Annotated in this window: 24 protein-coding genes; 11 read left to right on the top strand and 13 right to left on the bottom strand. The window is 63.7% G+C overall.

Features of this window, described 5'->3' with window-relative positions; all coding sequences use genetic code 11:
• Positions 1 to 31: 31 nt before the first annotated feature.
• From Q8O96_RS18075 to betC, 3 genes are all read right to left on the bottom strand, one after another.
• A complete protein-coding gene (locus Q8O96_RS18075; RefSeq protein WP_305949179.1) occupies positions 32 to 1,600 on the bottom strand; it encodes a SulP family inorganic anion transporter in 1,569 nt (522 codons plus the stop codon).
• 128 nt (positions 1,601 to 1,728) lie between these two features.
• Entirely contained in the window at positions 1,729 to 2,646 is a 918-nt protein-coding gene (gene choX / locus Q8O96_RS18080) for a choline ABC transporter substrate-binding protein (protein WP_207166825.1), read from the bottom strand.
• A gap of 15 nt (positions 2,647 to 2,661) precedes the next feature.
• Positions 2,662 to 4,176 (bottom strand): choline-sulfatase, encoded by a 1,515-nt coding sequence (gene betC, locus Q8O96_RS18085; RefSeq protein WP_115581295.1) that lies wholly within the window; start codon positions 4,174 to 4,176, stop codon positions 2,662 to 2,664.
• A 114-nt stretch (positions 4,177 to 4,290) separates the two neighbouring features.
• Here betC and Q8O96_RS18090 point away from each other — a divergent pair, with 114 nt between their 5' ends.
• A complete protein-coding gene (locus Q8O96_RS18090) occupies positions 4,291 to 5,241 on the top strand; it encodes a LysR family transcriptional regulator (protein ID WP_102881420.1) in 951 nt (316 codons plus the stop codon).
• On the opposite strand, the gene Q8O96_RS18095 is transcribed toward Q8O96_RS18090, so the two are convergent.
• On the bottom strand, positions 5,207 to 5,668 hold the full coding sequence (locus Q8O96_RS18095; protein ID WP_102862452.1) for a DoxX family protein: 462 nt from the start codon (positions 5,666 to 5,668) through the stop codon (positions 5,207 to 5,209). The two genes, Q8O96_RS18090 and Q8O96_RS18095, sit on opposite strands and share 35 nt — an antisense overlap.
• Before the next feature lie 53 nt (positions 5,669 to 5,721).
• Positions 5,722 to 6,630, bottom strand: coding sequence for a 4-hydroxybenzoate octaprenyltransferase (ubiA, locus tag Q8O96_RS18100; protein WP_305949180.1), 909 nt, complete (start codon positions 6,628 to 6,630; stop codon positions 5,722 to 5,724).
• 232 nt (positions 6,631 to 6,862) lie between these two features.
• Between ubiA and Q8O96_RS18105 the strand changes: the two genes are divergently transcribed.
• A complete protein-coding gene (locus Q8O96_RS18105; RefSeq protein ID WP_305949181.1) occupies positions 6,863 to 7,861 on the top strand; it encodes a LysR family transcriptional regulator in 999 nt (332 codons plus the stop codon).
• Positions 7,862 to 7,966: 105 nt separating this feature from the next.
• Positions 7,967 to 8,293, top strand: coding sequence for a DOPA 4,5-dioxygenase family protein (locus Q8O96_RS18110; RefSeq protein ID WP_102862455.1), 327 nt, complete (start codon positions 7,967 to 7,969; stop codon positions 8,291 to 8,293).
• 89 nt (positions 8,294 to 8,382) lie between these two features.
• Here Q8O96_RS18110 and trpA read toward each other — a convergent pair whose 3' ends face one another.
• Both trpA and trpB read right to left on the bottom strand, forming a co-directional pair.
• Positions 8,383 to 9,195: a tryptophan synthase subunit alpha gene (trpA, locus tag Q8O96_RS18115; RefSeq protein ID WP_102862456.1), complete on the bottom strand. Its 813-nt coding sequence runs from the start codon at positions 9,193 to 9,195 to the stop codon at positions 8,383 to 8,385.
• On the bottom strand, positions 9,195 to 10,415 hold the full coding sequence (gene trpB, locus Q8O96_RS18120; protein ID WP_102862457.1) for a tryptophan synthase subunit beta: 1,221 nt from the start codon (positions 10,413 to 10,415) through the stop codon (positions 9,195 to 9,197). Before trpB ends, trpA begins: the two co-directional genes overlap by 1 nt.
• Positions 10,416 to 10,545: 130 nt before the next feature.
• Here trpB and Q8O96_RS18125 point away from each other — a divergent pair, with 130 nt between their 5' ends.
• On the top strand, positions 10,546 to 11,439 hold the full coding sequence (locus Q8O96_RS18125) for a LysR family transcriptional regulator (RefSeq protein ID WP_102881425.1): 894 nt from the start codon (positions 10,546 to 10,548) through the stop codon (positions 11,437 to 11,439).
• Here Q8O96_RS18125 and Q8O96_RS18130 read toward each other — a convergent pair.
• Positions 11,436 to 11,762, bottom strand: a complete 327-nt coding sequence (locus Q8O96_RS18130; RefSeq protein WP_102862459.1) for a YqjD family protein — start codon at positions 11,760 to 11,762, stop codon at positions 11,436 to 11,438. The two genes, Q8O96_RS18125 and Q8O96_RS18130, sit on opposite strands and share 4 nt — an antisense overlap.
• 158 nt (positions 11,763 to 11,920) lie before the next feature.
• Between Q8O96_RS18130 and Q8O96_RS18135 the strand changes: the two genes are divergently transcribed.
• Both Q8O96_RS18135 and Q8O96_RS18140 read left to right on the top strand, forming a co-directional pair.
• Entirely contained in the window at positions 11,921 to 12,136 is a 216-nt protein-coding gene (locus tag Q8O96_RS18135; RefSeq protein WP_016965134.1) for a dodecin, read from the top strand.
• A 134-nt stretch (positions 12,137 to 12,270) separates the two neighbouring features.
• On the top strand, positions 12,271 to 12,495 hold the full coding sequence (locus Q8O96_RS18140; protein ID WP_102862460.1) for a DUF1161 domain-containing protein: 225 nt from the start codon (positions 12,271 to 12,273) through the stop codon (positions 12,493 to 12,495).
• A gap of 66 nt (positions 12,496 to 12,561) precedes the next feature.
• Here Q8O96_RS18140 and Q8O96_RS18145 read toward each other — a convergent pair whose 3' ends face one another.
• Positions 12,562 to 13,563 (bottom strand): LLM class flavin-dependent oxidoreductase, encoded by a 1,002-nt coding sequence (locus tag Q8O96_RS18145; RefSeq protein ID WP_102862461.1) that lies wholly within the window; start codon positions 13,561 to 13,563, stop codon positions 12,562 to 12,564.
• 240 nt (positions 13,564 to 13,803) lie between these two features.
• Between Q8O96_RS18145 and Q8O96_RS18150 the strand changes: the two genes are divergently transcribed.
• A complete protein-coding gene (locus Q8O96_RS18150) occupies positions 13,804 to 14,235 on the top strand; it encodes an OsmC family protein (protein ID WP_102862462.1) in 432 nt (143 codons plus the stop codon).
• A gap of 151 nt (positions 14,236 to 14,386) precedes the next feature.
• Positions 14,387 to 14,620 (top strand): DUF1161 domain-containing protein, encoded by a 234-nt coding sequence (locus tag Q8O96_RS18155; RefSeq protein ID WP_102862463.1) that lies wholly within the window; start codon positions 14,387 to 14,389, stop codon positions 14,618 to 14,620.
• A gap of 6 nt (positions 14,621 to 14,626) precedes the next feature.
• Here the strand turns inward: Q8O96_RS18155 and Q8O96_RS18160 are convergent, their stop codons facing one another.
• Together Q8O96_RS18160 and Q8O96_RS18165 are read right to left on the bottom strand one after the other, a co-directional pair.
• Positions 14,627 to 15,046 carry a hypothetical protein gene (locus Q8O96_RS18160; RefSeq protein WP_250329679.1) on the bottom strand — a complete coding sequence of 140 codons (420 nt, stop codon included), beginning with the start codon at positions 15,044 to 15,046 and terminating at the stop codon, positions 14,627 to 14,629.
• A 65-nt stretch (positions 15,047 to 15,111) separates the two neighbouring features.
• Positions 15,112 to 15,255, bottom strand: a complete 144-nt coding sequence (locus Q8O96_RS18165) for a hypothetical protein (protein WP_305949197.1) — start codon at positions 15,253 to 15,255, stop codon at positions 15,112 to 15,114.
• 59 nt (positions 15,256 to 15,314) lie between these two features.
• On the opposite strand from Q8O96_RS18165, the gene Q8O96_RS18170 reads away from it, so the two are divergent.
• A complete protein-coding gene (locus tag Q8O96_RS18170; protein ID WP_207814916.1) occupies positions 15,315 to 16,424 on the top strand; it encodes an aminopeptidase in 1,110 nt (369 codons plus the stop codon).
• Positions 16,425 to 16,451: 27 nt separating this feature from the next.
• Here Q8O96_RS18170 and Q8O96_RS18175 read toward each other — a convergent pair whose 3' ends face one another.
• Positions 16,452 to 17,102 (bottom strand): HAD family hydrolase, encoded by a 651-nt coding sequence (locus Q8O96_RS18175; protein ID WP_102862466.1) that lies wholly within the window; start codon positions 17,100 to 17,102, stop codon positions 16,452 to 16,454.
• Between the two features lie 27 nt (positions 17,103 to 17,129).
• Complete coding sequence (locus tag Q8O96_RS18180) at positions 17,130 to 17,675, bottom strand: gamma carbonic anhydrase family protein (RefSeq protein WP_047306753.1); 546 nt, start codon at positions 17,673 to 17,675, stop codon at positions 17,130 to 17,132.
• 87 nt (positions 17,676 to 17,762) lie between these two features.
• Here Q8O96_RS18180 and prlC point away from each other — a divergent pair, with 87 nt between their 5' ends.
• Together prlC and Q8O96_RS18190 are read left to right on the top strand one after the other, a co-directional pair.
• Positions 17,763 to 19,841, top strand: a complete 2,079-nt coding sequence (gene prlC, locus Q8O96_RS18185) for an oligopeptidase A (RefSeq protein WP_180988544.1) — start codon at positions 17,763 to 17,765, stop codon at positions 19,839 to 19,841.
• Positions 19,838 to 20,116, top strand: coding sequence for a YheV family putative zinc ribbon protein (locus Q8O96_RS18190; protein ID WP_047290196.1), 279 nt, complete (start codon positions 19,838 to 19,840; stop codon positions 20,114 to 20,116). The genes prlC and Q8O96_RS18190 overlap by 4 nt, the downstream gene beginning before the upstream one ends.
• The last annotated feature ends 418 nt before the right edge of the window (positions 20,117 to 20,534 follow it).

The following is a 20,534-nucleotide window of genomic DNA, read 5'->3' on the forward strand; positions in this document are numbered from 1 at the left end:
CCACAGGTGGTGTCTCCCTCAAACCTTGGGGTCAGTCTTCGAAGCGGATCGGGCAGTGCTCCGGTCCTTCGAGCTTGATCAATTCCTCTTTCACCGTCTGCCGTGCCCGGCGCAGGGTCAGGCTGCGGTCCTGGCGTTTCAGCCGGCGCGCCTCCTGGTGCAGCATCGCCACCCCTGAATAGTCGATGAAGTTGATCTGCCGGGCGTCGATCACCAGTTTCGGTGCGTGGCAGCGTTGCATGCGCACTTGCAGGTAATGACTGGCGCCAAAGAAGATCGAGCCACCCACCCGCAGGATGTCTGCATCGCCCTCGCTGGAGTGCTGCACCCGTGGCTGGGAGGTGCGCTTGAGGTAGAAGAACAGCGACGCCAGGACCCCGGCATAGATCGCCGTCTGCAACTCCAGGAGCAAGGTGGCGATGCAGGTCAGGCTCATCACCACAAATTCGGCGCGGCTGACCCGGAACAGCGCGCGGATGCCCCGATGATCCACCAGGCCCCAGCAGATCAGCAGAATGCTCCCGGCCATGGCCGGAATCGGGATATGGGCGATCAGCCCGGCGCCGGCCACCGCGAACAGTGCCACCCACAGCGCCGAGAACACCCCGGCCAGGGGCGAGCGGGCACCGGCTTCATAACTCAAGCCCGAGCGGGTGAAGGAGCCGGAGGACAGGTAGCCGGAGAAAAACGCCCCCACCATGTTCGACAAGCCCTGGGCGTGGACTTCCTGGTTGGCGTCGAGCAGTTGTTCCGAACGTGCCGACAGTGAGCGGGCAATCGACAGGCTGGTGACCAGCCCCAGCATCCCCACCGCCACGGCACTGGGCAGCAGCCGCAGGACCAGATCCAGGTCCAGTGGCAACGGGCTCAAGGGCGGTAGCCGGCCCACGAAGGCGCTGACCAATTTGACGTGCCCGAACACCCCCGGCAGCAGCCAGACCACCAGCGCACTGAGGACCAGGCTGAGCAACAGGCTGGGCCAGCGCGGCGCCAGCAGCTTCAGGCCGAGGCCGACGATCAGGGTGCCCAGCCCCAGCAACAGCGAAGGCTTGTCCACAGCGTCCAGGTGTTCCAGCAGCAAGCTCAGGCTATTGAGGGCGGTGGCCTGGTTCGGCAGGTCCAGGCCCAGGAGGTTGGGCAATTGCCCCAGGGCGATCACCACCGCGGCACCGAGGGTGAAACCCAGCACCACCGAATGCGAGACGAAGTTCACCAGGGCGCCGAAGCGCAGCAGCCCCAGCAGCCACTGAAAGACCCCGGCCAGCAGGGTCAGCAGCAGGATCAGGGTGATGTAGTCCTCGGATGCCGGCACGGCCAGAGGGCTGACGCTGGCATACAGAACAATGGAGATCGCTGCCGTGGGCCCGCAGATCAGGTGCCAGGACGAACCCCAGAGGCAGGCGATCAGCACCGGGACTATGGCCGCGTACAGGCCGTACTCCGGCGGCAGGCCGGCGATCAGCGCATAGGCGATCGATTGCGGCAGGGCAAGGATCGCGCCGCTCAGGCCCACCAGCAGATCCCGGCCAACGCTGGCCCGGGTCTGCTGTGGCAGCCAGCCGAGGAAAGGCAGGAGTGAATGGCGGTTGGGCCAGGCCATGGTTCCTCACGGGTGGGTAGATTCAGGGGGGGCCAGGGTAAAGCATTGTCCGGTCTTGGGCATGTGCCGAGGCCGGCCCCTGATCCCCCAGGAGCCGGCTTGCCGGCAAATGGCCGGCGCACCTCGGGCTACAACTTGGCCTTCACCGCCGCCAGGGCCTCTTTGTCATCAAGGGTCCGGACCCCTTCCAGCCATTGCTCCAGCACCGCCGGGTTGGCCTTGATCCAGGCCTTGGCGGCGTCGGCGTTGCTGACCTTCTTGTTCACCACCTCGGCCATGATGGCGTTCTCCATGTCCTGGGTGAACCGCAGATTGGTCAGGAGCTTGCCGACGTTCGGGCAGGCCTGTGCATAACCTTTGCGCGTCAGGGTGTAGACACTGCCGCTGGCGCCGAAGTACTTCTCGCCCCCGGTCAGGTAATGCATGTTCAGCTGCACGTTCATCGGGTGCGGGGTCCAGCCGAGGAAGGTCACGAAGCGCTGTTTTTTCGTGGCCCGGGACACTTCGGCGAGCATCGCCTGCTCGCTGGACTCGATCAGCTTCCACTGGCCGAGGCTGAACTCGTTGTTCTTGATGATTTCCTGCAGCGACAGGTTGGCCGGGGCACCGGAGCCGATGCCGTAGATCTTCTGGTCAAACTTGTCGGCGAACTTGCTCAGGTCGGCAAAGTCGTGCACCCCGGCGTCCCACACGTAGTCTGGAACTGCCAGGGTGAACTCGGTGCCTTCCAGGTTCTTCGCCAGCTGGATCACCTCGCCATTGGCCACGAACTTGTCGTAGAAGCCCTGTTGCGCCGGCATCCAGTTGCCCAGGAACACATCCACCTGGCCGTCCTTGAGGCCGCCGTAGGTGATCGGCACCGCCAGGGTGTCGATCTTGGCCTTGTAGCCCATGCCGTCCAGTAGAAAGCTGGCGATGGCGTTGGTGGCGGCGATGTCGCTCCAGCCCGGATCGGCCATCTTCACGGTTGCGCACGAGTCGGCCCAGGCGGTTGTGCTGCCCAGAGCCAGGAACCCGACGGCCAGCGCTGTGGATAACTTTTGCATGCTCTTCCCCTTGGATTATTGGTGTTGGCAGGGTTGTGGGTAACGCGCCTTGCGCTCCAGATCGTCGAGGTCGATGTGGTTGCGCATGTATTGCGCACTGGCGTCTACCAGTGGCTGGTGATCCCAGCTCTTGCGTGTGCCCCGGCCCAGGGCGTCGGCCACCAGGCGGCGACGGCGCTGGCTGGCCAGGACCTGTTGGTGAAGGGTGGGGATGTCCCACTTGGCCCGGGCTTCGGCGAGGAAGGCGTCGAACAGCGCTCGATGCTCGGCCGACTGGCTGAGGTCGCGGTGTTCCTGAGGGTCGTTGGCTACATCGAAGAGTAGGCAGGGGTCGTCTTCGCTGTAGATGAATTTGTAGGCGCCCCGACGAATCATCATCAGCGGGCTGATGGTGCCTTCGGCCATGTATTCGCCGAAGACCTCATCGTGGCCGCCCTGCCCCAGCAGGTGGGGGACCAGGGAGCGGCCGTCCAGGGGCAGGTCCGCTTCCACCCGGCCGCCGGCCAGTTCCACCAGGGTCGGCAGCAGGTCGGCGGTGGAGACTGCCGCGCTGACTCGCCCGGCGGCGAACTGCCCCGGCGCGCAGATCAACAGCGGCACCCGGGCGGCCATTTCGAACCAGTGCATTTTGTACCAGAGGCCGCGCTCGCCGAGCATGTCGCCGTGGTCGCCGGAAAACACGATCAGGGTGTCGTCTGCCAACCCGGTGTCTTCCAGGGTCTGCAGCAGCTTGCCGACGTTGCTGTCGATGTAGCTGCAGGCGCCGAAGTAGGCCCGTCGTGCATCGCGGATCTTATCCACAGGCAGCGGCTTGTCCCACAGGTCGTAGACCTTGAGCAGGCGCTGGGAATGCGGGTCCAGTTCGCTCTGCGGCGGGGTCTGGGGCAGTGGGATTTCGTCGTCGCGGTACAGGTCCCAGAAGGCCTTGGGAATGGTGTAGGGATCGTGGGGGTGGGTCATGGACACCGTCAGGCAGAACGGCTGGTCGGCGGCTTCGCGGACATGGTCGAACAGGTACTGCTGGGCCTTGAACACCACCTCTTCATCGAAATCCAGCTGGTTGGTGCGCACGCAGGGCCCAGCCTGCAGCACCGAGGACATGTTGTGGTACCAGCTGGGACGCACTTCGGGTTCATCCCAGTTCACCGCCCAGCCGTAGTCGGCGGGGTAGATGTCGGTGGTCAGGCGCTCTTCATAGCCGTGCAACTGATCCGGGCCGCAGAAGTGCATCTTGCCCGACAGCGCGGTGCGGTAGCCCAGGCGCCGCAGGTAGTGAGCGTAGGTGGGCACGTCGGCGGGAAAGTCCGCAGCGTTGTCGTAGGCGCCGATTCTGCTCGGCAACTGCCCGCTGACCAGGGTAAAGCGCGACGGCGCGCACAGTGGGCTGTTGCAGTAGGCGGCATCGAATACCACGCCCTGGGCGGCCAGGCGGCTCAGGTGCGGCAGCTTGATCGGCGATGAACCGTAGAACGGCAGCAAGGGCGCGGCCATCTGGTCGGCCATGATGAAAAGAATGTTCTTGCGCTTCATGGATTCGCGGCATTCCATAGTCGATGGTTATGCGAAAGTGCTGCGATCGAGCATGGATTCCATGTCTTTGGCGGTAAAGCCCATGCACGGCAATGACTAGGATAAGCACAGCTTATGTATGAAGCCCTTGGCGACCTGTCCCTGGACCTGCTCCGGGTGTTTGAAGCAGCGGCCCGTTTGCGCAGCTTCACCGCCGCGGCGGTGGAACTGGGGACCACCCAGCCGGCCATCAGCCAGCAGATCAAACGGTTGGAGGAGCGGTTGAACGTGCGCCTGTTCGACCGGATCTACCGCGGTATCGAACTGACCGAATCCGGCGCCTTGTTACTGGAACAGGTGCAGATTGGCTTGCAGAGCATCGATGCTGGTCTCAGTGCCCTGAGCCAGCAGCATCAGCACGAGGTGCTGCAGGTGGCCACGGACTTCGCCTTCGCCGCCTATTGGCTGATGCCGCGCCTGCATCGCTTTCATGAGGCCAATCCCCAGGTGGACGTCAGCCTGGTGACCAGTGAACGCAGCCACAGCATGCTGCGCAGCGATATCGACGTGGCGGTGCTGTTCGGCGACGGGCGTTTCAAGCATGGCGAAAGTCGCTGGCTGTTCAGCGAGGAAGTATTTCCGGTGTGCAGCCCGCTGCTGCTCAAGGAGCGTCTGGCTCCCCTGCCCGCCCATGCCCTGCTGGAGATGCCGCTGCTGCACCTGCGGGGTGAAAACGCCAGCCACTGGTTCGACTGGAGCGGGGTGTTCCGCGAACTGGGCCTGGCTGGCGCCCCGCCCCCCGGGCAATTGCGTTTCGACAACTACACCTTGCTGATCCAGGCGGCCATCGGCGGCCAGGGCGTGGCCATCGGCTGGCGTCATCTGGTGGACGATCTGCTGGCACAGGGGCTGTTGTGCCGGCCGATCGCCCAGAGTGCGCTGTCCGGCTACGGCTACTACGTGGTGCTGCCGCCACGCAAGCGCCGTGGCCCATTGATCCAGCGCTTCGTCGACTGGCTGATGGCCGAGCAAGCCGGCAGCGCTCAATCCCTCAAGGGGCTGTCGTTGCCGTCCATTGCCCTGTAGGCGGCGCCTTGAACAGGCTCAACAGGGACAGTGCGCCGTTGCCCAGGCACACCAGCGACACCGACACCACCGCCAGGAAGGCCAGGTATTCCCAGCCGCCCCCCGGGCTGGTGTAGATCCAGCCGTGGGCGCCGTGGACGAAGACAATCGCCCCCAGCAGCATCGGCAGCAGCCCCAGGGCGATCCAGCGCACGCCGACCCCGAGTATCAGCAACAAGCCCCCCACCAGCTCGGCGCACACCGCCGGGTAGGTCAGCCACTCGGGCATGCCGGTGGCGCCGAACAGCTTGAGGGTGCCCGGCCAACCCAGGACCAGGACTTTGAACAGCGCATGGGCGATGTACATGGCGCCCAGGGCCAGGCGCAGGAACAGAGCGGCCCATTGTTCCGGTGCCGAGAGTGGTGATGCGATTGAGCGGGCAGGCATATGACAAGTCCTTGTGTGGTTGGGAATGTTGCCGATTGCTGAGTGTTCAGCGGTTAAACGATGGCCACCGAGGCGCCGGCCAGTAGCAGCACGCCGACGTGGAAGTTGCTGCGAAACAGGTCGTTGCAGGGCTCCGGGTGGTCCGGACTGAACAGGCTGAGCTGGTAGGCCAGGGACAAGGCAATCGGCAGCAGCAGGATGAAAAAGCCCGGGTTGGCACCGGCCAGCAGGCCTGCGCCGCACCAGCACAGCAGGGTCATGGCGTAGAACCCGGCGATCCAGGTCTTGCCCCGTTCGGCGAACAGCGTCGCGGTGGAGCGCAGGCCCATGTTCAGGTCGTCCTCACGGTCGCTGTAGGCATAGAGCGTGTCGTATCCCAACTGCCAGAACAGGCAGCCCAGCCACAGCGCCAGCGCACTGGGTTGCAGGCTGCCGGTGGTTTCCACGCTGGCCATGAGCACGCCCCAGTTGAACACCGCGCCGAGAAACGCCTGGGGCCAGTGGGTGAAGCGTTTGAACAGCGGGTAGACCAGGGTCAGCGGCACGCAGCCCAGGGCCAGCAGCACCGTCAGTGGTTGCAGCAAGGGCAGTAATGCGGCCGCCAGCAGCAAGAGTACGACCAGGCAAGCCAGGGCCTGATTCAGGCTCAGTGAGCCCTTGGCCAGGGGCCGCTGGCGGGTGCGGTTGACCTGGGCGTCGAAGCGTCGGTCGAGGATGTCGTTGATGCAGCAGCCGGCACTGCGCATCAGCAGGGCGCCGAGGGCGAACACCAGCACGGTGCCGACCTGCGGAATACGTCCGGCGCAGAGGATCAACGCGGCCAGGGCCGGCAGCAGGGTCAGCCAGGTGCCGATGGGCCGGTCCAGGCGCATCAGGCGGGCGTAGGCCTGCCAGGAGCGAGGCAGCCGGGTGGCGACCCAATCGTGGGCGCGAATGTCATTGAGGTCGGGGCTTGCGGGCATCTTCGTTCCCTGAACTTGAGCACGGTCTTGATCGCAACTGAGGACGAGGTTTAAAGGGGTCGAAAAACACTCAGGTCAGTTGCGTTCACTGAACTTCGGGCAAGCCGTGGCCGTGATCGCACGGTTTGATTTTCAGTGCCATCTGCTCGCTTGTCGGATGCGCTAAAGTTGCCCGCGCCCGCCCCTTGGGGCAAGGGAACAATCCGCAATAGCCTCCTGCAGGATATGCAATATGCTCCGTGATGAAGTGCCCCGCGTCCCGCGTATAGACCTCAACCTGCTACGGGTTTTCGATGCCGTCTATGAGGACCGCAGCATCCTGCTGGCCAGCAAGCGCCTGCATCTGAGCCAGTCGGCGGTCAGCCATGCCTTGACCCGGTTGCGTGAGTCCCTGCAGGACGAGTTGTTTATTCGCACCGCCAAGGGCATGCAGCCGTCGGCCCGTGCCGAAGCCATTGCCGGCCCGCTGCGCGAAGCACTGCTGACCATTCAGCGCACCGTGGGCGTGGAGGCGTTCGACCCCGCCAGCGCAACGCGGACCTTCACCCTTGCCGCCAATGACTATCTGAGTTCGGTGCTGCTGGCACCGCTATTGCGGCGCCTGGCCCAGGAAGCTCCGGGGGTGGACCTGGTGGTGCGCCCGGCGACCCGCCTGGATCTGGCCGAGCAGATCGACGTCGGGCGCATCGACCTGGCCGTGGGGGTGTTTGCCGAGCTGCCGCAGCGAGTGCACAGCGCCCGTCTCTGGCAGCAGCAGGATGTGTTGCTGATGTGTCCCGAGCATCCCTTGCTCGACCTGCCCGAGTTGACCCTTGAGGCCCTGGCGGACCAGCCATTGATCACACTGTCGGTAGGCGGGCAGGAGGAAGGCGCGGTCAACGGCTACATTCTTGAGCGCGGTATTGCCCGGCAGTCGGAGATGTTCGATCGCCAGCGCCTGGAGCAGGCGCTGGCGGCGATTGGCCGCAGTCCCCAGTACAAGGTCACCCTGCCCCATGCCCTGGTGCTGCCGCAGTTGCTGGAACAGTCGCGGCTGGTGGCGATTGTGCCGGGGCCGCTGGCCCGGGCTTTCGAACAGCGCTTTGGCCTGTGTCAGCGGGCGCTGCCACTGGCGGTTGAAGCGTCGTCGCTGTTGGCGATCTGGCATGGACGCAACACGGCAGACCCGGCCCATCTCTGGTTGCGCCAGCAGTTGCTGGAGGTGTCAGGCGCGCTGGCGCAACCGCTTTGAGCTGCTCGGCTTTCGGTGTTTTCATGGGGCCGGTGTTTTTTCCACAGAGGGTGCTCAGCCTCTGTGACGAGCCTTGAGGCTTGGTCTTTTATCGCGAGGGTTTGCATGCAACGGATCAAGGGCTATCACGCCCACGTCTACTTCGACGCCAGTACCATCGACCAGGCCCGGGCCTTGTGCGAGCAGGCCGCGCAGCTGTTTGACCTGAAAATGGGGCGGGTCCACGAGCGGCCGGTGGGGCCCCATCCGGACTGGAGTTGCCAGCTGGCGTTCGCCCCTGAGGTGTTTGCCCAGGTAGTGCCGTGGCTGGCCCTCAATCGCCGGGGGCTGGTGGTGTTCCTGCACCCGGATACCGGGGACGATTTGCTCGATCACACCGATCATGCGATCTGGATGGGGGCCATGCGGCCGCTGGATCTGACGGGATTCTAAGGAGCCGGTGGTTGCTCGTGCACACCATGCAAAAAGGGGGGCGCAACCTTTGGTTGCGCCCCCCTGATCTTGCGGTCTGGTCTTTACCTTCAGCTGACCCGAGCCTTGCGTACGCCTTCGGAAAGGGCTGCGCACAGGCTCAGGACGCCATCCACCGCTTGCTCGGAAGACTCGGCGTTGGCGATGTGGTCGATCAGTGCCGAGCCCACGACCACGCCGTCTGCCAGACGGGCGATGGCGGCGGCCTGCTCCGGGGTGCGGATGCCGAAACCGATGCTGATGGGCAGGTCGGTGTGGCGCCGCAGGCGGGTCACGGCCTCTTCCACATGTTCCAGGGTGGCGGCGCCGGCACCGGTCACCCCGGCTACCGAAACGTAGTAGACAAAGCCGGAACTGCCGTCGAGCACCTTGGGCAGGCGCGCGTCGTCGGTGGTTGGGGTGGTGAGGCGGATGAAGTCGATGCCGGCGGCCTGGGCCGGGTCGCACAGCTCGCTGTTATGTTCCGGCGGCATGTCCACCACGATCAGGCCATCCACACCAGATGCCTTGGCGTCGGCAATGAAGCGCGCCACGCCGTAATGGTGGATCGGGTTGTAGTAGCCCATCAGCACCAGCGGCGTTTCGTGGTTGCCTTCGCGGAACTCGCGGACCATCTGCAGGGTTTTCGCCAGGTTTTGCTTGGCCCCCAGGGCGCGGATGTTGGCCAGCTGGATCGCCGGGCCGTCGGCCATCGGATCGGTGAAGGGCATGCCCAGTTCGATCACGTCGGCACCCGCTGCGGGCAGGCCCTTGAGGATCGCCAGGGAAGTGTCGTAGTTCGGGTCGCCGGCGGTGACGAAGGTCACCAGGGCGGCGCGGTTCTGTTCCTTGAGCTTGGCAAAGCGGGTGTGCAGGCGGCTCATCAGTGTTTCTCCTGCTGGGACTGTTGCATGTGGTGCATGACGGTTTGCATGTCTTTGTCGCCGCGGCCCGAGAGGTTGACCACCATCAGGTGATCCTTGGGCAGGGTCGGTGCGCGCTTGAAGACTTCGGCCAGGGCGTGGGCGCTTTCCAGGGCCGGGATGATGCCTTCCAGGCGACAGCACTGGTGGAACGCGGCCAGGGCTTCGTCGTCGGTCACCGAGGTGTATTCGACGCGGCCGATGTCGTGCAACCAGGCGTGTTCCGGGCCGATGCCGGGGTAGTCGAGGCCGGCGGAAATCGAGTGGGCGTCGATGATCTGGCCGTCGTCGTCCTGCAGCAGGAAGGTGCGGTTGCCGTGCAGCACGCCCGGTACGCCGCCGTTCAGGCTGGCGGCGTGCTTGCCGGTCTCGATGCCGTAGCCGGCGGCTTCAACGCCAATGATCTGCACGCTTTTGTCGTCGAGGAACGGGTGGAACAGGCCCATGGCGTTGGAGCCGCCGCCGATGCACGCCACCAGGCTGTCCGGCAGGCGGCCTTCCTGGGCTTGCATCTGCTCGCGGGTTTCCTTGCCGATCACGGCCTGGAAGTCGCGGACCATGGCCGGGTACGGGTGCGGGCCGGCCACGGTGCCGATCAGGTAGAAGGTGCTGTCGACGTTGGTTACCCAGTCACGCAGGGCTTCGTTCATCGCGTCTTTCAGGGTGCCGGTGCCGGCGACGACCGGGATCACTTCGGCGCCCAGCAGCTTCATGCGGAACACGTTGGCCTGTTGGCGCTCGATGTCGGTGGTGCCCATGTAGATCACGCAATCCAGGCCAAAACGCGCGGCCACGGTGGCGGTGGCCACGCCGTGCATGCCGGCGCCGGTCTCGGCGATGATGCGTTTCTTGCCCATGCGTCGGGCCAGGAGGATCTGGCCGATGCAGTTGTTGATCTTGTGCGCGCCGGTGTGGTTCAGCTCTTCGCGTTTGAGGTAGATCTTCGCGCCGCCGCAGTGTTCGGTCAGGCGTTCGGCGAAGTACAGCGGGCTGGGACGGCCGACGTAGTCGCGCTGGAAGTAGGCCAGCTCCTTGAGAAACTCGGGATCTTCCTTGGCCTTTTCGTATTCACGGGCCAGGTCGAGGATCAGCGGCATCAGGGTTTCTGCCACATAACGGCCGCCGAACGCGCCAAACAGGCCGTTGTCGTCAGGACCATTACGCAATTGGGACTGGGTCATTGGAGCGCTCCCGGGGAAGTGTGTGGAATGACAGATTCGTGGAAGGACAATGGAGTCCACTCTACCCCTGACACTGGAGCCTGAAAACCGATAAGATCGCCGCAACCTGTCAGGAAAACTCACCTATCCCATGAGCCGCGACCTGCCCCCCCTGAACGCCCTGCGGGCCTTCGAAGCCACTGCCCGGCTCAACAGCGTCAGCCAGGCTGCCGAACAACTGCACGTGACCCACGGCGCAGTCAGCCGGCAGTTGAAGGTGCTGGAAGAACACCTGGGCCTGAGTCTTTTCGTCAAGGATGGCCGTGGCATTAAACTCACAGATGCCGGGGTTCGCCTGCGCGATGCCAGCAGCGAGGCTTTCGAGCGTCTGCGGGACGTCTGTGGCGAACTGACCCGGGGCAGTGCCGATGCGCCCTTCGTGCTCGGCTGCTCCGGCAGCCTGCTGGCGCGTTGGCTGATTCCGCGCCTGGGGCGCCTGAATGCCGACTTGCCGGACCTGCGCCTGCACCTTTCCGCCGGTGAAGGCGATCTGGACCCCCGGCGCCCGGGGCTGGATGCCTTGCTGGTGTTTGCCGAGCCCCCCTGGCCGGCGGACATGCAGGTCTATGAGCTGGCCAGCGAGCGAATCGGGCCGGTGCTCAGCCCGCGCTATGCCGGTTACTCGCATTTGCGCGAAGCGCCAGCGGCGGCCCTGGCGGCAGAATCGCTGCTGCACACCACCTCGCGTCCCCAGGCCTGGCCCAGTTGGGCACGGCACAACGGCATCAGCGCCGAGGCGCTGAAGTACGGGCAGGGTTTCGAGCATTTGTATTACTTGCTGGAAGCGGCCGTGGCCGGGCTGGGCGTGGCAATCGCTCCAGAGCCGCTGGTGGCCGAGGACTTGCTGGCGGGCAGGCTGGTTGCCCCGTGGGGGTTTTCCGACACCCCGGGGCAACTGGCGCTGTGGTTACCCAAGCGCGCCGCCGATGGGCGCGCCCGGCAATTGGCGCAGTGGTTGAAAAACGAACTGCGCCAGGCGCTTTAGTTACCGCGCTTGCACAGCAGGTAGGCGGCCAGCAGACCAATGGCGCCTACCGCCACACCCGCGGTGGTCCAGGGGTGTTCCTGGGCGTAGTCGCGAGTGGCGATCCCGGTTTCGCGGGTTTTGACTTTGACTTCTTCATAGGCATCGCTGATCAGGCTGCGGGAATGCTTGAGCGCATTCTCGGCATTGCTCTTGAGGGCCTTGAGGGTCTTGCGCGATTCGTCAGTCGCATCGTCCTTGAGGCTTTCCAGGGATTTGAGCAGGCTTTCGATCTCGGCTTCCATACTTTCCAGTGAGGCTTTGCGTAACGAGGTGTTGGCCATGTCGGCTCTCCTGCGGGGTGATGAATAGGCTGTGTAGGTTCCGACTGCGGCCTGTTGGGAAAGTGCAGAAAATCTGAACTTACCCCTTGGCACTGGCGCCCCAAGTAATAAGAAAAATCACTGCTAGGCTGTATTTCACAGCAAAAAAGGAGAGCGCCATGACCGATCATCACACCTACAAGAAAGTCGAACTGGTGGGTTCGTCGCCGAACAGCATCGAAGAGGCAATCAACAACGCGCTGGCCGAGGCGCACAAGAGCATCAAGCACCTGGAGTGGTTCGAAGTGACCGAAACCCGGGGTCATATCAAGGACGGTAAAGCGGCGCATTTCCAGGTCACCCTCAAGGTAGGCTTCCGGATTGCCAATAGTTGAAAGCTTGGGCTAGGCTCTGGAACTTGTGCGCTGGCCGAGTGCCATAGGAAGTGGCAAAGCGCTACAACTGTCTTGAGCCTCTGTCAGGCTGGCTGCAACGCCGCCTCTTTTGATCCGACCAGGGAATGTGACCGATGAAAAAACTAGTATTAGCTGCTGCTTTGTTGAGTCTTGCGGGAACTGCCCTTGCCGCCGGCAAGCCGTGCGAAGAGCTGAAAAGCGAGATCGCCGCGAAGATCGATGCCAAAGGCGCCACCCACTATTCGCTGGAAGTGGTCGACAAAGGCGCGGCGGCTGACGGCAAAGTGGTTGGCTCCTGCGAAGCCGGCACCAAGGAGATTGTCTACAAGCGCGGTTGAGCCTTTGTAGAAGCCCATTGAAAAGCCGACGCATCAGCGTCGGCTTTTTTGTGCCCGAAAGCAGCCTTAGCCCTTCATCACCTGGGCCAGCAACTCATAGGAGTGCAGGCGATCGGCGTGTTCGTACAGGTCGCAGGTAAAGATCAGTTCGTCGGCGCCGGTCTGCTCGATCAGCACCTCCAGCTTGGCGCGGATCTTCGCCGGGCTGCCGATCATCGCCAACCCCAGGAAACTCGACACCGCCTCCTTCTCATGGGGCAGCCACAGGCCGTCCATGCTGTTGACCGGCTTGCGCTGGACCAGGCTCTGGCCGCGCATCAGGGCGAGAATCCGCTGGTACACCGAGGTGGCCAGGTAATCCGCGTGTTCATCGGTATCCGCGGCTACCAGAGGCACGCCCAGCATCACGTAAGGTTTGTCGAGCACCGCGGAAGGCTTGAAGTGATTGCGATAGACGCGAATCGCCTCATGCATGTAGCGCGGTGCGAAATGCGAGGCGAAGGCGTAAGGCAAACCCCGTTCCCCGGCCAATTGCGCACTGAACAGGCTGGAGCCCAGCAGCCACACCGGTACGTTGGTGCCGGTGCCCGGTACTGCGATCACCCGTTGTTCCGGAGTACGCGGGCCGAGGTAGGCCATCAGTTCCGCCACGTCCTCGGGGAAATCGTCGGCGCTGCCGGAGCGTTCCCGGCGCAGGGCGCGGGCGGTCATCTGGTCGGAACCCGGGGCGCGGCCCAGGCCCAGGTCAATGCGTCCCGGGTACAGGCTTTCCAGGGTGCCGAACTGTTCGGCGATCACCAGCGGTGCGTGGTTGGGCAGCATGACCCCGCCGGAGCCGACGCGAATGCTCGATGTCCCACCGGCCAGATAACCCAGCAACACCGAAGTGGCGGAACTGGCGATGCCATCCATGTTGTGGTGTTCGGCGACCCAGAAGCGGGTGTAGCCGAACTTTTCCACGTGCTGGGCCAGGTCCAGGGAATTGCGCAGGGATTGCGCCGGGCTGCCGTCTTCACGCACGGGCACCAGATCGAGGGTCGAGAATTTAACAGCGGACAGCGGTTTCATAGGCCTGCTTCTCCATAGGGGTGCAGGCCTTTGTCATGAGCCAAAACCTGCCGAAATTTGTAAGTCAGACTCATGCAATGTGGGCATATACCCGAGTTTCAATAGTCAGAGTGAATTTGTCGGGTAAATAGACGTCGCGCACACCGGCTGAACTTTGCCGCCGGATCTATCCTCAGAACCCTTAGGCAACAGAAACAAGTGCGGTGCGACCCTTCGCACCCGGTTCTTGAGGAGAAAGTGATGAGTATCAAAAAGAAGGCTTCGGCTCATTGGGAAGGTGATCTGAAAACCGGCATCGGCTCGATCTCGACCGAAACCGGGGTGTTGCGTGAGGCGCCCTATGGCTTCAAGGCACGTTTTGAAGGTGGCAAGGGCACCAATCCGGAAGAGTTGATCGGTGCGGCCCATGCGGGCTGCTTCTCCATGGCGTTTTCGATGATTCTCGGTGATGCCGGGCTCAAGGCTGACAGCATCGATACCCAGGCGGAAGTGACCCTGGATCAGGTGGACGGCGGCTTCGCCATCACGGCGGTGCACCTGATCCTCAAGGCGAAGATCCCCGGCGCCAGCCAGCAGCAGTTCACGGAACTGAGCAACAAGGCCAAGGAAGGGTGTCCGGTGTCCAAGGTGCTCAATGCCAAGATCAGCCTGGAAGCGACGCTGCTGGGTTGAGCGTTGCGTCGGCAAGCCAGCTCCTGCTTCGGTTGCTAGGAGCCGGCATGCCGGTGAATGCGTCTGTGCGGCGGACAAGAACCTGTGGTCGAATACGCGACTGCGGCTTCAGCGCACGCTCGTGCGCGCCGTAGCAAGGGAGCTTGAGATCATGAAACGTTTTGCCTTGGCGGTTGTTTGCTGTGCGCTGGCCACATCGGCCTTCGCCGCCCCCAAGCCCTGCGAGGAACTCAAGGCTGAGATCGAAGCCAAGATCCAGGCCCAGGGCGTTGCCTCCTACACGCTGGAAATCGTCACCAACGACGAGGTCCACGACAACAACATGGTGGTCGGCAGCTGTGAGAACGGCACGAAGAAGATCATCTATCAGAAGAACGATCGCTGAGCCGGCTCACGGCACGCAGTTGATCAGGCGCTCCTCGGCGACGATCTCGCGCTTGGCGTTGTACAGCCGGGCGCTGGGAGTGAAGGCCAGGTTGCGTGCCTCCAGGCGATAGCGCTGGCCGGCCTCAAAATGGTCGTAGCGCAGGCTCAGGTAGCACAGTCGCTCCTGGGGATCGGTGGTCATCCCCATGCCGCCGCCGAACACCTCGAAGTCGAAACGCACCATCAGCTCGTGGCTGCCGGGGCTGACCTGGAAGAAACGCCCGTCCCGCAGGCGCTGGTTGTCCAGGCGTTCGGCCATGACCAGCTTGCCCCCCGGCGTCGGTGTGGCTAGGTCGATCCAGGCCTGTTGCGGATCGACCCTGGGCAGGGGTGTGCTGCAGGCACTGAGGGTGGCAAGGGCAAGGATCAACAGAAGTGGGCGCATGACGGAGGCCGAATAAGCGAAAGGCCCTCAGCATAGCGCCGATCAATTGCGCTGGCAGCCCGCCGCTAGCAGGGTGTGTTGCTCATCAGCCAGCAGGTGGCGGTCCCGGGGGGCTCGAGGTCGATCCAGGCTTGCGCCGGGGCCGGTTCGGGCAGTCCGGCGCCGCCGGCGAAAGACAAGAGTGCGGCCGTCGGCAGTAACACGCACATGGCGAAACTCCAGGCTGGCGAGATAGTCTTGCGGGCAGACTCTCTGTGGATGATTCCAATTGAATAGGCCGCGTTCAAGCCATGGGTTACTTGATCCTCTTTTGCGCTTTTTGTTTGCGGCCCTGACGCTTTTGCTGCTCAACGGTTGCAGCAGCGTTGCGTACTACAGCCAGTTGGCCAGCGGCCAGATGCACCTGTTGCGGGCTCGCACGCCGGTGGCCCAGGTGGTCGCCGACCCCACCCGCGACCCGACCCTGCGGGCCCATCTGGCCCAGTCGCAACGGGCCCGTACCTTTGCCAGCCAGCATCTGCACCTGCCGGATAACAACAGCTACCGGCTGTACGTCGACATCGGCCGGCCCTATGTGGTGTGGAACGTGTTCGCGACCCCGGAGTTTTCCCTGAGCCCGCAGACCCATTGCTTCCCCATTGCCGGTTGCGTGGCCTACCGCGGCTACTACAGCCAGGGCGCCGCCCGGGGCGAGGCGGCACTGCAGCGGCAAAAAGGCATGGACGTGGCGATCGGCGGGGTGGAGGCCTATTCGACCCTGGGCTGGTTCGATGACCCGATCATCAGTTCGATGATGCATTGGGGCGATGAGCGTCTGGCGACCCTGATCTTCCACGAGCTGGCGCACCAGCGCTTCTATGTGAAGGACGACACCGAGTTCAATGAGTCCTTCGCCACTTTCGTCGAGCAGGAAGGCACCCGCCAGTGGCGGGCCTATCGTGGGTTGCCGCCTCAGGACAACGCTGATGTCCGTCAACGGGATCAGTTCATCCAGCTGTTGCTGGATGCTCGCAAACGCCTGGAGCAGTTGTATGCCCAACCCTTGTCCGCCGAGCAGATGCGCCAGCGCAAGGCCCAGGAGTTCGAAGTGCTGCGCCGGGATTATCGGCAGCTGCGGGACCGCGAGTGGGCCGGTTCCAAGCGCTATGACGCCTGGATCAACGCACCGTTGAACAACGCCCGGCTGCTGCCCTTCGGTCTGTACGACCAATGGGTGCCGGCGTTTGCCGCGCTGTTCAAGGAGGTCAATGGCGACTGGCCGGCGTTCTTCCTTGCAGTGGAGAAACTGGGGCGCCTGCCGGCCGAGCAGCGCAAGGCTGATTTGCTCAGGCTGCAGAGCGCCTTATCCACCAAGCCGGCTCCCACCCCTGACCGGTAGGCGCCGGCTTGCCGGCGAACAGCGGTTCTAACGCCGCAAAAACGCCTGATGCAACTCGGCCAGCGTCTCGAAGTGATAGGCCGGAGCTTCGGCACTCAGCTCCTCACGGCTGCCGAATCCATACCCCACCGCCGCCGCGTCCAGGCCATTGCGCTTGGCGCCGATCAGGTCGTGCTTGCGATCGCCGATCATCAGGGTGCTGGCCGGGTCCAGCTGTTCCTGCTCCAGCAAATGAGCGATCAGCTCCACTTTGTCGGTGCGGGTACCGTCCAGTTCGCTGCCGTAGATCACCTTGAAGTGCCGGGCGAAGTCGAAGTGGCGGGCGATTTCCCGGGCAAACACCCAGGGCTTGGAGGTGGCGATGTACAGCTGGCGCCCTTGCCCGCCGAGTGTTTCCAGCAGCGGCGCGACCCCGTCGAAGACCCGGTTCTCATACAGGCCGGTGACCTTGAAGCGTTCGCGATAGAAGTTCACCGCCTCCCAGGCCCGGGCTTCGTCGAAACCGTAGAACTGCATGAAAGCCTGTAACAGCGGCGGGCCGATGAAGTGCTCCAGCCGGGTCAGGTCCGGCTCGTCGATCCCCAGCTTGCCCAGGGCGAACTGGATCGAGCGGGTAATGCCTTCGCGGGGATCGGTCAGGGTGCCGTCGAGGTCGAACAGGACGGTTTGGTAATGCATGGCAGTTCCTCGGCAGTCAGTAGCAGATCAGGGACGGTCGTAGCCTTCGGCCAGGTGCAGGTCCTTGAGCTTCACGTAGTTGGCGGCGCTGTAGGTGAAGAAGGCGCGCTCCTTGTCGGTCAGCGGGCGCGCCTGCTTCACCGGGCTGCCGACGTAGAGAAAGCCACTTTCCAGGCGCTTGCCCGGTGGCACCAGGCTGCCGGCGCCGACGATCACGTCGTCTTCCACCACCGCGCCGTCCATGACGATGCTGCCCATGCCGATCAGCACCCGGCTGCCGATGCGGCAACCGTGGAGCATGACTTTGTGGGCGATGGTCACGTCGTCGCCGATCAGCAGCGGGAAGCCGTCAGGGTTGAAGGGGCCGGCGTGGGTGATGTGCAGCACGCTGGCGTCCTGCACGCTGGTGCGCGCGCCGATGCGGATGCGGTGCATGTCGCCGCGGATCACCGTCAGGGGCCAGACCGAGCTGTCGGCGCCGATCTCGACGTCGCCGATGACCACGGCCGAGTGGTCGACAAAGGCCCGTTCGCCCAGGCTCGGGGTGTGGTTCTGATAGCTGCGAATGGCCAAGTGCGAATGCCTCTCTGAGATTTATTAATGGGGGCTATAGCTGCGGTGGCCGCTCATTGTAATTAAGATGGTGCTACGTTTCCCTGCATGTTTCTTCCAGCCAAGGTGCCCACCGTGAGTGTGAACAACCCTCTTCTGCAGCCCTACGACCTGCCGCCGTTCTCGGCGATCCGCGCCGAGCATGTGCAACCGGCCATCGAACAGATCCTGGCTGACAACCGCGCCGCCATCGCTGAAATCCTCAAGACCCAAGCCACCCAGCCCACCTGGGCCGGTCTGGTGTTGGCCATGGACGAGCTCAATGACCGCCTGAGTGCGGCCTGGAGCCCGGTCAGCCACCTCAACGCGGTGTGCAACAGCGCCGAACTGCGTGAAGCCTACGAGGCCTGTCTGCCGGCCTTGAGCGCCTACTCCACGGAAATGGGCCAGAACCGCGAGCTGTTCCAGGCTTTCGACGCCCTGGCCAAGAGCCCCGAAGCCGCCGGTTTCGACGTGGCGCAGAAAACCATCCTCGAGCACTCCCTGCGGGACTTCCGCCTGTCGGGTATCGACTTGCCGCCCGAGCAGCAACAGCGCTACGCAGAGGTACAAAGCCGGCTCTCGGAGCTGGCCAGCCGTTTCTCCAACCAGTTGCTGGACGCCACCCAGGCCTGGACCAAGCACATCACCGACGAAGCGGCCCTGGCCGGCCTGACCGACTCGGCCAAGGCGCAAATGGCCGCCGCGGCCCAGGCCAAGGGCCTGGACGGCTGGCTGATCACCCTGGAATTCCCCAGCTACTACGCGGTGATGACCTACGCCCAGGACCGTGCCCTGCGTGAAGAGGTCTATGCCGCCTACTGCACCCGGGCGTCGGACCAAGGCCCTAATGCCGGTCAGAACGACAACGGCCCGGTGATGGAAGAGATCCTCGACCTGCGTCAGGAACTGGCCAAGCTCCTGGGCTTTGCCAGCTTTTCCGAGCTGAGCCTGGCCACCAAGATGGCCGAGTCCAGCGATCAGGTGCTGAGCTTCCTGCGGGACCTGGCCAAGCGCAGCAAACCCTTTGCCGCTCAGGACCTGGAGCAGCTCAAGGCCTATGCCGCCGAACAGGGCTGCCCCGACCTGCAAAGCTGGGACAGCGGTTTCTATGGCGAGAAGCTGCGTGAGCAGCGTTACAGCGTGTCCCAGGAAGCCCTGCGCGCCTACTTCCCCATCGACAAGGTACTTGGCGGCCTGTTCGCCATTGTCCAGCGCCTGTACGGCATCGAGATTGCCGAGCAGCAGGGCTTCGACAGCTGGCACCCGGACGTGCGCCTGTTCGAAATCAAGGAAAACGGTCAGCACGTCGGCCGTTTCTTCTTCGACCTCTACGCCCGCTCCAACAAGCGTGGCGGTGCCTGGATGGACGGTGCCCGCGACCGTCGCCGCACCGTTGACGGTGTGTTGCAGAGCCCGGTGGCCAACCTGGTGTGCAACTTCACCCCGGCCGACAGCGGCAAGCCTGCGCTCCTGACCCACGACGAAGTCACCACCCTGTTCCACGAGTTCGGCCATGGCCTGCACCACCTGCTGACCCGGGTCGAGCATGCCGGGGTCTCCGGTATCAACGGCGTGGCCTGGGACGCGGTGGAGCTGCCGAGCCAGTTCATGGAGAACTGGTGCTGGGAGCCGGAAGGCCTGGCGCTGATCTCCGGTCACTATGAAACCGGCGAGCCGCTGCCCCAGGACCTGCTGCAGAAGATGCTGGCGGCGAAGAACTTCCAGTCCGGGCTGATGATGGTGCGCCAGCTGGAATTCTCGCTGTTCGACTTCGAACTGCATGCCACCCACGGCGATGGCCGCAGCGTGCTGCAAGTGCTGGAAACCGTGCGTGACGAGGTCTCGGTGATGCGTCCGCCGGCCTACAACCGTTTCCCCAACAGCTTCGCCCACATCTTTGCCGGCGGTTATGCCGCGGGCTACTACAGCTACAAGTGGGCGGAAGTGCTGTCGGCCGATGCCTTCTCCAAATTCGAGGAAGACGGCGTGCTCAACCCGGCCACCGGGCGGGCGTTCCGCGAGGCGATCCTGGCCCGTGGCGGCTCCCAGGAGCCGATGGTGCTGTTTGTCGATTTCCGCGGACGGGCGCCGTCGATTGACGCACTCTTGCGCCACAGCGGCCTCAGCGAGGACGCGGCAGCATGAGTGACGCACCCGTGAAGACCAAGAAACGCTTTATCGCCGGTGCGGTGTGCCCGGCGTGCAGTGAGCAGGACAAGCTGATGATGTGGAGTGAGGACGACGTACCCCATCGCGAGTGCGTGGCCTGTGGCTACTCCGACACCCTCAACGAGCAGGGCCTGTCGGTGCCCAAGGAACTCGGGACCCGGGTCAACAGCGCGACGCCCAAGGTGGCTGACACCAAGGTGCAATCGGTGCAGTTCTTCCCCAACCCCAAGTTGAAGAAAAAAACCGACTGACCACGCCAGACAAAGCCGGCTCCCTCTTAGGAGCCGGCTTGCCGGCGAAACGATTCGCCATCCTTCCTTCGCCCCGTGGGCTTTGGCGAGCCAGCTCGCTCCTACGCGGCCCTCTGACCCCCACCGTTTCGAACCAGCTTTTCACCGAACAGGTGGCGAACACACGGGTGCTGCAGCCGCCATTGGCCAGCAAAGCCCCGTGAGCCAACTGTCATAGAAACGTGAAGCTGATACGTAATTTTCCGCCGCTTCTGATCTTTTTTTCGCCTGAAACGGTTCATCCAAATGCTTAGCCTGCTACCATTTGTAACCAAATTTTGCTGATGTGCTCATACAAACCGGGTCTTGCCCGGCCTTCTGCGTTGCCAAAACACAAAGTCGCGCCATGACGCGGCTGACCTTTCCATCAATGCCTGAT

Source organism: Pseudomonas sp. LPH60 (genome assembly GCF_030718165.1).
In the GTDB taxonomy this organism is placed as follows: Bacteria; Pseudomonadota; Gammaproteobacteria; order Pseudomonadales; family Pseudomonadaceae; genus Aquipseudomonas; species Aquipseudomonas danubii.

What these genes read in the sequence shown, in the direction of transcription:
- Q8O96_RS18075 (WP_305949179.1), bottom strand. Translation starts at nt 1,600, where the DNA reads ATGGCCTGGCCCAACCGCCATTCACTCCTGCCTTTCCTCGGCTGGCTG.
- choX (WP_207166825.1), bottom strand. Translation starts at nt 2,646, where the DNA reads ATGCAAAAGTTATCCACAGCGCTGGCCGTCGGGTTCCTGGCTCTGGGC.
- betC (WP_115581295.1), bottom strand. Translation starts at nt 4,176, where the DNA reads ATGAAGCGCAAGAACATTCTTTTCATCATGGCCGACCAGATGGCCGCG.
- Q8O96_RS18090 (WP_102881420.1), top strand. Translation starts at nt 4,291, where the DNA reads ATGTATGAAGCCCTTGGCGACCTGTCCCTGGACCTGCTCCGGGTGTTT.
- Q8O96_RS18095 (WP_102862452.1), bottom strand. Translation starts at nt 5,668, where the DNA reads ATGCCTGCCCGCTCAATCGCATCACCACTCTCGGCACCGGAACAATGG.
- ubiA (WP_305949180.1), bottom strand. Translation starts at nt 6,630, where the DNA reads ATGCCCGCAAGCCCCGACCTCAATGACATTCGCGCCCACGATTGGGTC.
- Q8O96_RS18105 (WP_305949181.1), top strand. Translation starts at nt 6,863, where the DNA reads ATGCTCCGTGATGAAGTGCCCCGCGTCCCGCGTATAGACCTCAACCTG.
- Q8O96_RS18110 (WP_102862455.1), top strand. Translation starts at nt 7,967, where the DNA reads ATGCAACGGATCAAGGGCTATCACGCCCACGTCTACTTCGACGCCAGT.
- trpA (WP_102862456.1), bottom strand. Translation starts at nt 9,195, where the DNA reads ATGAGCCGCCTGCACACCCGCTTTGCCAAGCTCAAGGAACAGAACCGC.
- trpB (WP_102862457.1), bottom strand. Translation starts at nt 10,415, where the DNA reads ATGACCCAGTCCCAATTGCGTAATGGTCCTGACGACAACGGCCTGTTT.
- Q8O96_RS18125 (WP_102881425.1), top strand. Translation starts at nt 10,546, where the DNA reads ATGAGCCGCGACCTGCCCCCCCTGAACGCCCTGCGGGCCTTCGAAGCC.
- Q8O96_RS18130 (WP_102862459.1), bottom strand. Translation starts at nt 11,762, where the DNA reads ATGGCCAACACCTCGTTACGCAAAGCCTCACTGGAAAGTATGGAAGCC.
- Q8O96_RS18135 (WP_016965134.1), top strand. Translation starts at nt 11,921, where the DNA reads ATGACCGATCATCACACCTACAAGAAAGTCGAACTGGTGGGTTCGTCG.
- Q8O96_RS18140 (WP_102862460.1), top strand. Translation starts at nt 12,271, where the DNA reads ATGAAAAAACTAGTATTAGCTGCTGCTTTGTTGAGTCTTGCGGGAACT.
- Q8O96_RS18145 (WP_102862461.1), bottom strand. Translation starts at nt 13,563, where the DNA reads ATGAAACCGCTGTCCGCTGTTAAATTCTCGACCCTCGATCTGGTGCCC.
- Q8O96_RS18150 (WP_102862462.1), top strand. Translation starts at nt 13,804, where the DNA reads ATGAGTATCAAAAAGAAGGCTTCGGCTCATTGGGAAGGTGATCTGAAA.
- Q8O96_RS18155 (WP_102862463.1), top strand. Translation starts at nt 14,387, where the DNA reads ATGAAACGTTTTGCCTTGGCGGTTGTTTGCTGTGCGCTGGCCACATCG.
- Q8O96_RS18160 (WP_250329679.1), bottom strand. Translation starts at nt 15,046, where the DNA reads ATGCGCCCACTTCTGTTGATCCTTGCCCTTGCCACCCTCAGTGCCTGC.
- Q8O96_RS18165 (WP_305949197.1), bottom strand. Translation starts at nt 15,255, where the DNA reads ATGTGCGTGTTACTGCCGACGGCCGCACTCTTGTCTTTCGCCGGCGGC.
- Q8O96_RS18175 (WP_102862466.1), bottom strand. Translation starts at nt 17,102, where the DNA reads ATGCATTACCAAACCGTCCTGTTCGACCTCGACGGCACCCTGACCGAT.
- prlC (WP_180988544.1), top strand. Translation starts at nt 17,763, where the DNA reads ATGTTTCTTCCAGCCAAGGTGCCCACCGTGAGTGTGAACAACCCTCTT.
- Q8O96_RS18190 (WP_047290196.1), top strand. Translation starts at nt 19,838, where the DNA reads ATGAGTGACGCACCCGTGAAGACCAAGAAACGCTTTATCGCCGGTGCG.